General features: G+C 39.2%; 11 protein-coding genes and 1 pseudogene. 4 read left to right on the top strand and 8 right to left on the bottom strand.

Annotated features, from left to right (window positions below; translation table 11 throughout):
* Window positions 1-79: 79 nt before the first annotated feature.
* Together ycaO and frr are read right to left on the bottom strand one after the other, a co-directional pair.
* Window positions 80-1,825, bottom strand: a complete 1,746-nt coding sequence (gene ycaO, locus J1G47_RS04560) for a 30S ribosomal protein S12 methylthiotransferase accessory factor YcaO (protein ID WP_207326789.1) — start codon at window positions 1,823-1,825, stop codon at window positions 80-82.
* A gap of 143 nt (window positions 1,826-1,968) precedes the next feature.
* A complete protein-coding gene (gene frr / locus J1G47_RS04555; RefSeq protein WP_005711232.1) occupies window positions 1,969-2,526 on the bottom strand; it encodes a ribosome recycling factor in 558 nt (185 codons plus the stop codon).
* A gap of 129 nt (window positions 2,527-2,655) precedes the next feature.
* On the opposite strand from frr, the gene lpcA reads away from it, so the two are divergent.
* On the top strand, window positions 2,656-3,234 hold the full coding sequence (gene lpcA / locus J1G47_RS04550) for a D-sedoheptulose 7-phosphate isomerase (RefSeq protein WP_207326788.1): 579 nt from the start codon (window positions 2,656-2,658) through the stop codon (window positions 3,232-3,234).
* Window positions 3,235-3,295: 61 nt separating this feature from the next.
* Here lpcA and pyrH read toward each other — a convergent pair whose 3' ends face one another.
* Window positions 3,296-4,009 carry a UMP kinase gene (gene pyrH, locus J1G47_RS04545; RefSeq protein ID WP_005711225.1) on the bottom strand — a complete coding sequence of 238 codons (714 nt, stop codon included), beginning with the start codon at window positions 4,007-4,009 and terminating at the stop codon, window positions 3,296-3,298.
* Window positions 4,010-4,149: 140 nt separating this feature from the next.
* On the opposite strand from pyrH, the pseudogene J1G47_RS04540 reads away from it, so the two are divergent.
* The 3 genes and pseudogenes from J1G47_RS04540 (at window position 4,150) to J1G47_RS04530 (ending at window position 7,731) form a co-directional block, all read left to right on the top strand.
* Window positions 4,150-5,694, top strand: a pseudogene (locus J1G47_RS04540) (phosphoethanolamine transferase).
* A 185-nt stretch (window positions 5,695-5,879) separates the two neighbouring features.
* Window positions 5,880-6,953, top strand: a complete 1,074-nt coding sequence (metX, locus tag J1G47_RS04535; RefSeq protein WP_160437319.1) for a homoserine O-acetyltransferase MetX — start codon at window positions 5,880-5,882, stop codon at window positions 6,951-6,953.
* A gap of 397 nt (window positions 6,954-7,350) precedes the next feature.
* A complete protein-coding gene (locus J1G47_RS04530) occupies window positions 7,351-7,731 on the top strand; it encodes an REP-associated tyrosine transposase (RefSeq protein ID WP_207326846.1) in 381 nt (126 codons plus the stop codon).
* Window positions 7,732-7,835: 104 nt separating this feature from the next.
* Here the strand turns inward: J1G47_RS04530 and recO are convergent, their stop codons facing one another.
* The 5 genes from recO to lepA form a co-directional block, all read right to left on the bottom strand.
* A complete protein-coding gene (gene recO, locus J1G47_RS04525) occupies window positions 7,836-8,555 on the bottom strand; it encodes a DNA repair protein RecO (RefSeq protein WP_021109381.1) in 720 nt (239 codons plus the stop codon).
* The gene (gene era / locus J1G47_RS04520) at window positions 8,555-9,457 is read right to left on the bottom strand and encodes a GTPase Era (protein ID WP_005711218.1); all 903 of its coding nucleotides are present in this window, start codon (window positions 9,455-9,457) and stop codon (window positions 8,555-8,557) included. Before era ends, recO begins: the two co-directional genes overlap by 1 nt.
* A 59-nt stretch (window positions 9,458-9,516) precedes the next feature.
* On the bottom strand, window positions 9,517-10,188 hold the full coding sequence (gene rnc, locus J1G47_RS04515; RefSeq protein WP_012621570.1) for a ribonuclease III: 672 nt from the start codon (window positions 10,186-10,188) through the stop codon (window positions 9,517-9,519).
* A 132-nt stretch (window positions 10,189-10,320) separates the two neighbouring features.
* Window positions 10,321-11,283, bottom strand: coding sequence for a signal peptidase I (lepB, locus tag J1G47_RS04510; RefSeq protein ID WP_012621569.1), 963 nt, complete (start codon window positions 11,281-11,283; stop codon window positions 10,321-10,323).
* Between the two features lie 143 nt (window positions 11,284-11,426).
* Window positions 11,427-13,220: a translation elongation factor 4 gene (gene lepA / locus J1G47_RS04505; protein WP_041603206.1), complete on the bottom strand. Its 1,794-nt coding sequence runs from the start codon at window positions 13,218-13,220 to the stop codon at window positions 11,427-11,429.
* Window positions 13,221-13,408 lie beyond the last annotated feature (188 nt).

Below are 13,408 nucleotides of genomic sequence, written 5' to 3'. Positions count from 1 at the left end.
AAATAGAAAGTCAAACGCCTATAAATAGAATCTATTCATAGGCGTTTTTATCACACTACATTTATCAATGTAATTTCTATTATTTTACTTTTTGTAGCTTATGGTATGCATCTAGTAATTTTTGATGAGCTGACATATTCCTCAAAGTTTCATCAGAACCAATTAAACCATGGAACGGATTTTCTCCCTGCATTATATTCCAAACAAAATCTACAGCATCTTTCCCATACATTCTGTTAAATATCATTCTATACTGCTCAGGTTCCCTATCCTCATCCAAAAATAATTCAATTACACTAATTAAACAACGATAGTAATTGTTTCTTTCTGCTGAAAATACAGAAGCATTCATATTAACTGTCCAAGTTGCCCAATCTAATGCCTCTTCAAGATTCCCTAAAGCCAAATGAAGCATAGATTTTAATTCACCAATACGTAAAGTTTGTAGTGCGCTTCCTTTTTCAGCTACCACTCCAATAAATTCACGTACCCGTGTCATATCATCAATACCTTGCTCATCCAGCACGTCCAATAGCTCTTGATAAATTTCTTTCTCATGATGGAAATAGGGTAAATCAAGCAACATTTCACGCCATTCCATTCCCATATTATTATTCGCATAGATCAAATCGTCAGGAGGATAAATATTAGACATTCCAGGAGCAATTATACGGCAAGCGTATACACCTAAATGTTCATAGTCCATAATATAAACCTCTTGTTTATACCGGCTGAAAATTTCCATCAAATTAGCAAATTCCTGCTCTGTTGTGCCTGAAAAATCCCAGTGAGTAAATTTATAATCTGGTTCTGATTTAAAAAGATCCCATGAAATCTGACCACTTGAATCAATAAAATGAGTTTCCAAATTCGCATAATCTGCCACATCATCATTATTAAATGATGGTGGAGAAAACACATCCAAATCTTTTAAACTACGCCCCTGCAAAAGCTCAGTTACCGTACGCTCAAATGCGACTTGGAAATTAGGATGAGCACCAAAAGAAGCAAAACACGTACCATTCCTAGGATTAAGTAAAACTACACAGATAACTGGAAATTCGCCACCTAATGAAGCATCATAGCAGAGGATCGGAAACCCTTCTTGCTCCAATTGCTCAATCGAACGTTTAATCGTCGGATAACCATCAATAATACACTGCGGAATTTCAGGCAAGCTGATTGCTTCAGTGATAATACGATTTTTGATAAAGCGTTCAAATACTTCCGATAGTCCCTGCACTCTGGCTTCATTCTTAGTATTGCCAGCTGACATCCCGTTAGATACAAATAAATTTCCAATAATGCTTTGTGGAATATATACCGTATGACCATCAGACTGACGAATATAAGGTAATGCAACTATTCCTCGTTCTGAATTGCTAGACTGTAGATCTACCAGAAATTCTGGTGTCAATTCTCCATTTGGATTAAAATAGTCGTGTAGAAATGGATCCAATATTCCTTCAGGTAATTCCGTTTCATTTTCAATAGGAAACCATTTTTCATTTGGATAGTGAACAAATTCACCTTCAGCAATTTCCCTTCCTAAATAAAAATCAGCCCAAAAATAATTAGTCGATAAACGCTCAAAATACTCCCCCAATGCGGAAGCAAGAGCTGCTTTCTTACTTGCTCCTTTACCATTTGAAAAACATTGTGGACAATCAACATCACGAATATGTACTGACCATACATTTGGTACAGGATTAAGCCAAGAAGCCTCCTCAATATTAAATCCTAATTCTTTCAACTTAGTCTGGAATCTTTCGATGCTTTCTTCAAGAGCTGCATCTTTCCCCACAATAAAGGTTTTTTCTATCATTTTTTCTCTTAAAATGAAACGGTTTTACTCTATTTATATAGGATGTAGACATTGGAAACCAATAAAGAAATTCATAACAACATCTTAAATCTCTTCTACCAGTTAGAATAAATTGAGCGGAAAATTTCCGCCCAATTCATATGTTAAAAATCCATTAATTCTTTCTCTTTGTCTGCTAAAATCTCATCCACTTTTTTGATATAAATATCTGTAATCTTTTGGATATCATCTTGAGCTTTACGCTCATCATTCTCACTAATCTGTTTTTCTTTCTCTAAAGTTTTAATTTTATCATTTGCATCACGGCGAATATTTCTAATTGAAACTTTACCTTGTTCTCCCTCACCTTTTACAATTTTAATTAAATCTCGACGACGTTCTTCCGTTAATGGAGGAAGAGGAACACGAATAGTAGTTCCAGCCGAAGAAGGATTTAACCCTAAATCCGAAGTTAAAATCGCCTTTTCTACCGCACTAATCAACGAACGATCAAATACAGTGACTGCTAATGTACGAGCATCTTCTGCGACAACATTAGCTAATTGACGTAATGGTGTTGCTGACCCGTAATATTCCACTTGAATAGCATCTAATAAACTAGGCTGAGCTCTACCTGTACGGATTTTAGAAATATGTCCTTTTAAGGCCTCAAGGCTTTTTTCCATTCGTTCTTGAGTATCTTTCTTAATTTCATTAATCATAGTATTTTCCTTTGATTGAATAACATAAACCTATTGATTTTACCCAATTTCATTCTATTTTCCTAGTACTAAGTTTATAGGGTTTGTGGTAGACTTATTTGACTTAACTCATCACAAGAGGGAATCCTTATGTACCAACAACAAATTTTAATAGAATTACAAGAAGCGCAACAAGTATTAAATGACTTTATTAATAACCAACATAATCTTAAACTAATTCAAGAAGTAGCTTTACTGATTACTGATAGTTTTAAGAACGGGGGAAAAATACTTTCCTGTGGGAATGGTGGCTCACACTGTGATGCTATGCATTTTGCTGAAGAGTTAACTGGACGTTATCGTGAAAATAGGCCTGGATATCCAGCCATAGCAATCTCAGATCCAAGCCATTTAAGCTGCGTAAGCAATGACTTTGGATATGAATATGTCTTTTCTCGTTATGTTGAGGCAATCGGACAAAAAGGAGATATCTTGTTTTGCTTATCAACATCAGGAAATTCTAAAAATGTTATTAATGCAATCATAGCTGCAAAAGCCAAAGGAATGAAAATTATTGCAATGACAGGCAAGGATGGAGGAAAAATAGCAGAACTAGCTGATATTGAGATTCGTGTACCTCATTTTCGTTATGCTGATCGTATTCAAGAGATACATATTAAAGTAATCCATATTCTCATGATGTTAATTGAATTTGAAATGGCAAAGTAAAGAATAAAAAATCCAACTTAAATAAATAGTTAAGTTGGATTAATTCGTTGAATAGCGTTAATTAAGCAATCGTCGTACCTTCCGTTGTACCCGTCACAACTTGTTTCAACGCACCAGCTTTACCCATATTAAATACACGAATTGGCATATTATGGTCACGGGCAAGAGTGAATGCAGCTAAATCCATCACTTGCAATTCTTTTTCAATAACTTCAGCATAGCTTAAATGTTGATAAAGTTTTGCATCTGGATTTTTTGCAGGATCGCAATCATACACACCATCTACTTTAGTTGCTTTTAAGACAACATCAGCTTCAATTTCAATACCACGCAAGCAAGCTGCAGAGTCTGTAGTAAAGAACGGGCTACCTGTACCTGCTGAGAAAATCACGACACGTTTTTCGCGTAACATTTTGATAGCTTCCGACCAGTTGTAAGTATCACAAATACCGTTTAACTGGAATGCAGACATTAATTTTGCATTGACATCAGCACGGTGTAAGGCGTCACGCATTGCTAAACCGTTCATTACGGTTGCAAGCATACCCATATGGTCGCCGACAACACGGTTCATACCCGCTTTAGCAAGTTTAGCACCACGGAATAAGTTACCGCCCCCAAGAACTACGCCGACTTCGACACCCATTGCAAGCAATTCTTTGATCTCTAATGCCATTCTATCTAAGATAGATGGGTCAATACCAAAACCTTCTTCACCTTGTAATGCTTCACCACTTAACTTTAACAAAATACGTTTATAAATAGGATTGCTCATTTTGACCTCTGTGTAACGGTTGGGGAAAAAAATCGAAATATTATAGATTATCTTAAGAACAGATCAAAGTAGGCAAGCGGATAGAATTTCCACTTTATTTTCGGTAAAATCGCTATCCCTTTATTTTCGTTTTGCTCATAATGAATATAACAAAGATACTCGCTACTCTCATTAGTTTTGGTTTAGCTTATTTAGTTAGTTACCTAATGCTACTTGGTTCGGGCTTTTTTCCTACTCCTGAAATCAGCAATGTGCTACTGCTGGTTCTCGTTATTTTATTTGCTAATGCCTCTAAAAAAGCGTTCTTTTATCTGCTTTTACCGATTGTCACTTTATATGCCCTTTACACGCCAGTTGGCTTGACCTTTGGCCCACCATCGTACCAATACGTTGCTTCGGTTTTTGCCACAGATATACAAGAAAGCAAAGAGTTTTTCAGCCAAATCCCCCTGATTAACTTTGTTGCTTGTACTGGCATTTTTATATTACTGTTAGGTTTTCGTTTTATTAGCCAAAAATGGCAAATTCAGTTCCACAAAAATAAAACCTTTCTTGCCTTAGGGATTGCATTAGTTTTTATCTCTACTCCGCCCTTCAAATTTCTACAAGAAGGAAGTAGTGCAATTAGTAAAGTAAAAGCAGAATTAGACCGCTTGAATAGTATGTCCATTCAAAGTGAATGGAGAACGTCGCAACTCAATGCGGAAAGCCGTTACGATGATTACATTTTAGTGATCGGCGAAAGTGCCAGAAAAGATTATCACCACGCCTATGGCTACCCTGCTGAAAATACGCCGTTTATGAGCAGTGCCAACGGCATTTTAATTGATGGGCTGACCGCTGGTGGAACAAATACCATTGCTTCATTAAAATTAATGCTCACTAAGCCTGATACTGAAAAGTGGGAAGGGGAATACAGCCTTGGTATGATCGATTTGATTAAATCCGCAGGAATTAAAACCTACTGGCTATCAAACTAAGGTTATCTTGGTACTTTTGATACACCTGTTTCCTCCCTTGCTAACAAAAGTGACGAAAAATTATTCTTAAAATCGTGGGACTCTTTCCATCAAAATATCAGTGACTTTGATTTATTGCCTAAATTTGAACACATTATTGAGCAAAAAACTCATAGCAAACGTTTTGTTGTGGTGCATTTATACGGTTCACACCCCATCAGCTGTGATCGTTTAACTGATTACCCTAAAATGTTTGATGATGAAAAAATAGGCAAAAAGTATTTCAACGTAAACTGCTATGCATCGTCCATCAAAAAAACCGACGAAGTGTTAAAACGCTTATATGAAACCCTTCGCAAAAATGAGCAACAATCTAACCGCTCGTTTTCGGTGGTCTATTTTGCCGATCACGGTTTAGCTCACCATATCACTGAAAATGACATTGCAATCCACAACAGCAGTGGCAAAAGTAAGCTACACTTTGATGTTCCGCTCTTTAAAATATCTAGTGATGATACCGATAGAAAAGTCTATAAAGCGATGAAATCTGGCTTAAACTTTACCGATGGCATTGCAAAATGGGTGGGAATTAGTAATCCGAAATTGAATACAGAAGTCGATTTATTTAGTCCTCATTCAGACAAGGAAGATTATGGGCTAAAAAAATTGATTGATGGTTTTGAAGGGAAAGTGGATCCTGCTGTGGTTATTCCTAAGGATGAGTAATTCTATATCCCAAAATGATTTTCTGACAGCATAAGTGCCCATAGTAATACAATAATTAATTTAGCCATTTAAAAATCTAGACGTTTAGATGTCTAAAATTTCTTGACGAAACGATTTCCTATTCGTAAACTTGAAACCATTCAAAGACAAGCGGTCGCTTTTTTACCGTTTTTTGCAAGGATTTTATGGCACAGCAGATTACTCTTTTTGATGATATTCCCCTTGAGCTTGCTTTAGGCGGAACACTTTCGCCTATCAATGTCGCTTACCAAACCTATGGCACATTGAACGCTGAAAAAAGCAATGCTGTGCTGTTGTGCCACGCCTTGACGGGTGACGCTGAACCCTATTATGCACCGCCTGCGGATAAAGGCTGGTGGCAAGATTTTATCGGTGCAGGATTAGCTTTTGACACCGATAAATACTTTTTTATCTGCTCGAATGTGCTTGGCGGTTGCAAAGGTACGACAGGCCCTGCGTCTATCAATCCAAATACGAATAAACCCTACGGCAGTCAATTTCCCGTTATCACCGTGCAAGATATTGTGAAGGTGCAAAAAGCCTTGATCGATAAACTCGGTATTACTCAGCTACAAGCGGTCGTGGGTGGCTCTTTTGGTGGAATGCAAGCGACACAGTGGGCGATTGATTATCCGGAACAAGTGAGAAATGTGGTTAATCTCTGTTCTTCGCTTACCTTGAGTGCAGAAGCAATCGGCTTCAATCACGTTATGCGACAAGCGGTGATAAACGATCCCCATTTTAACAACGGCAATTATTATGAGAGTACGCCCCCAGATAACGGCTTAAAAATCGCTCGAATGCTTGGTATGCTCACCTACCGCACCGATGTACAACTTGCCAAAGCCTTTGGGCGAGAAGTGAAACAGACGGGAACGATTTGGGGCGATCACTTCCAAGTAGAATCGTATCTCAGCTATCAAGGGGTCAAATTTCTAGATCGCTTTGACGCCAATAGTTACTTACGCCTGTTAAGAGCCTTAGATCTCTATGATCCTGCTTTAACCTATGCAAACGAGCAAGAAGCACTCAGTCGCATTAAAGCGAATTACACCCTTGTCGGCGTAACGAGCGATCAACTGTTTAAACAGATTGACCTACACAAAAGCAAACAACGTTTAGAAAATGCAGGCATTGCCGTCGATTTTTATGAATTTCATTCCGACTTTGGACACGATGCATTTTTAGTGGATTATCCGTTTTTTGAAGAGATGATTAAGAAAGGAATCTCCAAGTAGGTCGGATATTTATACCACCCGCTTTTTAAACAGATGATTAAGAAAAAGAATCTCCAAGTAGGTCGGGCATTTATGCCACCCTGCTTTTTAAACAGACGATTAAGAAAGGAATATTCAAGTAGGTCGGGCATTTATACCACCCTGCTTTTTAAACAGATGATTAAGAAAAGAATCTCCAAGTAGGTCGGGCATTTATGCCCGACAAGCTCATCCCTTTTATATCTAAAAACATAGAAATTGTAGGAGATATAATGCAATACCGAAGACTTTATCAACCAGGAGCACAATATTTCTTTACCGTAGTCACCTATCAGCGCCGCCCAATATTAACAAACGCTGATGTCCTTCACACTCTTAAGACCGCTATAAAAAGGGTACAACAAAATATCCTTTTAAAATTAACGCATTAGTAATTTTACCCGATCATTTACATACTATTTGGCAATTGCCCGACAATGATTCAGACTTTTCAATGCGTTGGAATCAAATAAAGCGTTATGTAAGTCACCATTGCCAACATTATGACAATATAGAAAAAACCAACAATGAACTAAGAAAGCGACAAAGTAGCATTTGGCAACAACGATTTTGGGAACACTGTATAAAAAATGAAGAAGATTTCGAAAAACATTTTGACTACATTCACTATAATCCTGTAAAACACGGATACGTTTCATCAGTAACTGATTGGAAATACTCAACCTTTCACAAATACGTTCATCAAGGTATTTATCCAAAAGATTGGGCTGGGGTTAATCAAGATTTTGATTATGAGTAGTGCTATATTTCGGGATGTCGGGCATAAATGCCCGACCTACCCTTCTAATTTATTTAGTTTTGAATAGCGCTAGATTTCGAGATGTCAGGCAATAAATGTCCGACCTACCCTTTTAATCTGTTTGGTAAAACAGACTGAAACAGCTCTCTGCTTTTCAGCGGTGCTGATCCCAAATAAGGCTTTAAAGCAATACGGGTGAAACGTTTTGCCGATTGTAAGGTTTCTTTCTCTGAAAAATCCATTTCCGCAAAAGCTAATAAATCCTTGCCGATAAAGGTATAGTTATTTTGTAATAAAGAGGCAATAAAGCCTTCATTTTCTCTAAATTGATAGCTCATTTTTGGATCGACAGGCTTACCTGTTGCGGCACAATGGCAAAAATCCACCCCATAACCTAACGCTTTAAGTGTTTGAAATTCAAAAGTGCGTAAGATCGGTTCGATCTCGTTTGGCTGGCTTGCCAACTTTGTCATACACTGTAGATAATGCTGAAACAATTCAGGGTAAGCGGTGTGATTTTCCAAAACTCTTGCAAGGACTTCATTGACATAAAAACCGCTATACAGTGCCAGCGTTTGCATCGGGAGGGTTAAAGATGCAGGTTCAGCTTTGGTAAGTGTTTTGAGATCGCCTTTGCTCGTCCATTTCAGCAGTAAAGGGGTAAAGGGCTGGAGAATGGATTTCAATGGCGAACGTGGTCGTCTTGCCCCTTTGGCAAGTAAGGTAATTCGCCCGTGATTTTCAGTAAAAAAATCAACGAGCAAACTGCTTTCACTGTACTCTCTGCGATGTAGCACAAAGCCACGTTGCCACTGTTCGATCATTATTCGTCAATATAGCCCAAACTTCTTAACGCACGTTCATCGTCAGCCCAGCCGGCTTTGACTTTCACCCACAGCTCAAGGTGGACCTTATTATCAAACAAGCGTTCCATATCCGCACGAGCTTCAGTGCCGATCACTTTGATCTTCTGACCTTTGTTGCCGATCACCATTTTTTTCTGCCCTTCACGTTCCACTAAAATCAAACCATTGATTTCGTAAGTGCCACGCTCGTTAGTTTTAAACTGCTCAATTTCGACCGTTACAGAGTAAGGCAACTCTTCACCCATAAAACGCATTAATTTTTCACGGATAATTTCTGACGCCATAAAACGTTGCGAACGGTCGGTGACATAATCTTCAGGATAGTGATGAATGCCTTCTTTTAGTGACTCACGCACAAATTTCTCTAAAATATGTACGTTTTTGCCCCGTTGAGCTGAAATCGGAATGATCTCTTTAAACGGGAATTTCTGCGATAAAGCGGTCAGATGTGGCAATAATTCTTCTTTTTCCTTGATATTATCCACTTTGTTAATCGCTAAAATCACAGGGGCTTTGGTCGAGCGCAATTTATTGAGTACCATCTCATCATCATCGGTCCACTTCGTGCCTTCTACCACAAAAATCACCATATCGACATCACCAATCGCACTGGCTGCCGCACGGTTCATCAAGCGGTTAATCGCTCGTTTTTCTTCAATGTGAAGCCCTGGGGTATCAACATAAATCTCTTGATACGCCCCTTCGGTTTTAATCCCTAAAATGCGGTGACGTGTCGTCTGAGCTTTGCGAGATGTAATCGAAATTTTCTGTCCTAAAATTTTGTTTAATAGCGTTGATTTCCCTACGTTTGGGCGACCAACAATGGCAATAAAGCCGCAATATGTTTTTTGATCTGTCATTGTGTTCTCTTAAATAAATACAAATTGAAATGGTGGGTCAAGAGCCACCCTGCATTAGGCTATTTTATTCCCAACACCTTTATCACCTGCAATGCCGCATCTTGCTCGGCTTTGCGACGGCTTGTGCCGTTACCGATAAAGATTTCATCAACTTTTTCGACTTTACAACTGACTTTAAAAGTTTGATTATGGGCTTCGCCTTTAATATCAATCACTTCGTAAGTTGGTAGTGGTAGCTTACGCCCTTGTAGATACTCTTGCAGACGAGTTTTCGGATCTTTTTGTGCTTCCCCTAGTTGCATGTCATTTAGAAGTTGCTGATACCAACAATGCACACGTTCCATCGCCCGATCAATCCCAGCATCTAAATATACCGCGGCAATAATCGCTTCCACACAATCGGATAAAATAGACTCTCGGCGATAGCCACCACTTTTTAATTCTCCAGCCCCTAATTTCATATATTCGCCTAACTCAAACTGACGAGCGACAACCGCAAGGGTCTGTTCTTTCACCAATGCCGCACGCATACGGCTTAATTCCCCTTCATTCGCTTTTGGGAATTTTTCATATAGGGCTTTACCAATGGCAAAATTTAAGATGGAATCGCCAAGAAACTCAAGGCGTTCATTATTTTTGGAAGCAGCACTACGGTGAGTGAGGGCTTGGGTGAGGTAATCAAGGTTAGCAAATTGATAACCTAATTTTTTCTGTAATCGTTCTAGTTGCATTTTAGTGTATCTTCGTGGAATACCCCCCTTTGAAAAAGGGGGGCTAGGGGGAATTTTGCTAACATTGAATAAAATTCACCCTTTAAAAATCCCCCTTAATCCCCCTTTTTTTCAAAGGGGGAAATGTTCTCTTTATTTAATCGCCGTAAACATTCTCTCAAAACGTAATCCGCTTGGAAATTCATTCGGTTTCTTATCAAGGCTTAACCAAATAACACTTGCTTTACCGACCATATTCTTTTCAGGGACAAACCCCCAAAAACGGCTGTCTTCGCTGTTATCACGGTTATCTCCCATTACAAAATAATGCCCTTCTGGCACTACCCATTCCCCAGCAGGAATACCGTCTTGTTTGAAGAAATAAGGCTCGTAGTTAAAAGCGTGCGGATTATTTAAAATTTGGTGGGCAACATCACCAATTTCAGTGCGTTCAACTTGCATTTCACCGTGGTAGAAAAAGTCCGGATTTGGTGCACTGCCTTCGTATTTAAACACCACTTCTTTGCCTGAATCGCCGTGAACAACGGTTAAATTACGGGTATGGAAATCATATTTCACACGGTCGCCACCAACACCCACAACACGCTTAATATAATCAACGTGTGGCTGTTTTGGAGCTTTAAATACCACAATATCCCCACGTTCAGGCTTACCCATCGGAACAAGCGTATTTTGCCAAATCGGGTCTTTAATTCCATAAGTAAATTTATTCACTAACAGAAAATCACCCACGCGTAACGTTGGCTCCATTGAACCGCTTGGAATTTGGAACGGCTCAAAAATAAATGAACGTAAAATAGTGACTAATGCTAACACCCCAAATAGTGACGCAAAAAAATCCCCCACTAATGAACGAGGTTGAATTGTGGCTTTTTCTTCTGCTGAGAGCGGTTTGCCTAAACGCTTTTCTTCACGCTCAATCGCACGCAAGCGGCGAGGTTCAGCACTAAATTTGTAAAATGACCAAAAGCCACCACAAATAACAACTAAACCTACTAATATAATGGAAATCGTGTTTGGTAGCTGCATTGAGTCCAACACTTTCCAAACACCGTACAATACTGCAATAAAACTAATGGTTAAAATATTGCTCATATTTAAAATTCACTCCTTTTGGAATTTATTTACTATCCAAAATGTAGGGACACACTGAGTGTGTCCATTGCAACATTTATCAATAGAATAGATATGAATGTTGTATGCGGACACACTCGGTGTGTCCCTACAATATCTATTCACTAATCCTTCCCAACGTGCAAAATCGCTAAGAACGCTTCTTGTGGCACTTCCACGTTACCTAAAGATTTCATACGTTTTTTACCTTCTTTCTGCTTCTGCAACAGTTTTTTCTTACGACTTACGTCACCACCGTAACATTTTGCCAATACGTTTTTACGCAACTGCTTCACCGTCGAACGAGCGATAATATGGTTACCAATCGCCGCTTGGATCGCAATATCAAACTGCTGACGTGGAATTAACTCTTTCATTTTTTCCACTAACTCACGACCACGATAAGGGGCATTGGCTTTGTGGACGATTAACGCTAACGCATCGACACGCTCGCCGTTGATCATAATATCCACACGCACCATATCTGCCGCCTGGAAACGTTTGAAACCATAATCCAACGACGCATAACCACGCGAAGTCGATTTTAAGCGGTCGAAGAAATCTAACACCACTTCCCCCATCGGGATTTCATAAGTCAATGCGATTTGGTTACCGTGGTAAACCATATTCGTCTGTACACCACGCTTCTCCACACATAAGGTAATCACATTACCTAAAAACTCTTGTGGTACAAGCATATTACATTCTGCAATCGGCTCACGAATTTCCGCAATATTGTTAATCGCAGGCAACTTCGACGGGCTATCTACATAGACAATTTCGCCATTCGTTTGTTCCACTTCATAGACTACCGTCGGTGCTGTGGTAATGAGATCCAAATCATACTCACGTTCTAAACGCTCTTGAATGATCTCCATATGCAACAAGCCTAAGAAGCCACAGCGGAAGCCAAAGCCTAATGCCGTTGAGTTTTCTGGCTCATAGAAAAGCGACGCATCATTTAAGCTCAATTTTGCCAATGCATCACGAAACGCTTCATAATCATCTGAGCTAATCGGGAATAAACCTGCATAAACTTGCGGTTTTACTTTTTTAAAGCCTGGTAGCACTTCGCTTGCAGGATTGTGATGATGGGTTAAAGTATCCCCAACAGGTGCGCCTAAAATATCTTTAATCGCACAAACTACCCAACCTACTTCGCCTGTTTTTAATTCCGTAGTATCAACTTGTTTTGGCGTGAAAATACCAAGACGATCTACTTGATAAGACTGTCCTGTACTCATCACTTTGATTTTATCGCCTTTTTTCAACACCCCATTTTTGACACGCACAAGGGAAACTACACCTAAATAGTTATCGAACCACGAGTCAATAATCAAGGCTTGTAACGGTGCATCAGGATCGCCTTCAGGGGCTGGAATTTTCGCCACGATTTCTTCTAAAACGAGATCGATACCCACACCGGTTTTTGCTGAGCAACGCACCGCTTCCATCGCATCAATCCCGACAATATCTTCAATCTCTTCTGCAACACGCTCAGGATCCGCCGCAGGCAAGTCAATTTTGTTTAAAATCGGCACCACTTCCAAATCCATCTCAATTGCCGTGTAACAGTTAGCAAGAGTTTGTGCTTCCACCCCTTGTCCAGCATCAACAACCAACAACGCCCCTTCACAGGCGGCTAGGGAACGAGAAACTTCATAAGAGAAATCGACGTGTCCTGGCGTATCGATAAAGTTTAACTGATAGGTTTGACCATCTTTTGCTTGATAATTTAAGGTAACACTTTGTGCTTTAATGGTAATACCGCGCTCACGCTCAAGATCCATAGAGTCTAACACTTGAGCTTCCATTTCACGATCTGACAAACCACCGCAAATTTGGATCAAGCGGTCAGATAAAGTCGATTTACCGTGGTCAATGTGAGCAATAATAGAAAAGTTACGAATGTTCTGCATTTTCATAAGGGCAGTAAATGTCCTATTGTATTGTTATTGATAAAAGAAAAATAATCGGCGGATTTTACCTGAAAATTACAGGAAAGGGAAAAGGAAAGGAGAATATTAGAATGAAAATTTATAAAATAGAGAAAAATCTAGACCTAGTAAACGACTATAGCCTTCAATATAAGGCTATAGTCAATTTT

This window comes from Glaesserella parasuis (genome assembly GCF_017352235.1).
GTDB lineage: Bacteria > Pseudomonadota > Gammaproteobacteria > Enterobacterales > Pasteurellaceae > Glaesserella > Glaesserella parasuis.
The sequence above is the reverse complement of the archived record's forward strand: the minus strand, read 5'-3'. Positions and strand labels throughout refer to the sequence as shown.

Bases quoted from the DNA above. Each gene is read 5' to 3' on its own strand.
- rnc (WP_012621570.1), bottom strand. From the start codon at position 10,188: ATGCAACTAGAACGATTACAGAAAAAATTAGGTTATCAATTTGCTAAC.
- lepA (WP_041603206.1), bottom strand. From the start codon at position 13,220: ATGCAGAACATTCGTAACTTTTCTATTATTGCTCACATTGACCACGGT.
- lpcA (WP_207326788.1), top strand. From the start codon at position 2,656: ATGTACCAACAACAAATTTTAATAGAATTACAAGAAGCGCAACAAGTA.
- ycaO (WP_207326789.1), bottom strand. From the start codon at position 1,825: ATGATAGAAAAAACCTTTATTGTGGGGAAAGATGCAGCTCTTGAAGAA.
- frr (WP_005711232.1), bottom strand. From the start codon at position 2,526: ATGATTAATGAAATTAAGAAAGATACTCAAGAACGAATGGAAAAAAGC.
- recO (WP_021109381.1), bottom strand. From the start codon at position 8,555: ATGATCGAACAGTGGCAACGTGGCTTTGTGCTACATCGCAGAGAGTAC.
- era (WP_005711218.1), bottom strand. From the start codon at position 9,457: ATGACAGATCAAAAAACATATTGCGGCTTTATTGCCATTGTTGGTCGC.
- pyrH (WP_005711225.1), bottom strand. From the start codon at position 4,009: ATGAGCAATCCTATTTATAAACGTATTTTGTTAAAGTTAAGTGGTGAA.
- lepB (WP_012621569.1), bottom strand. From the start codon at position 11,283: ATGAGCAATATTTTAACCATTAGTTTTATTGCAGTATTGTACGGTGTT.
- metX (WP_160437319.1), top strand. From the start codon at position 5,880: ATGGCACAGCAGATTACTCTTTTTGATGATATTCCCCTTGAGCTTGCT.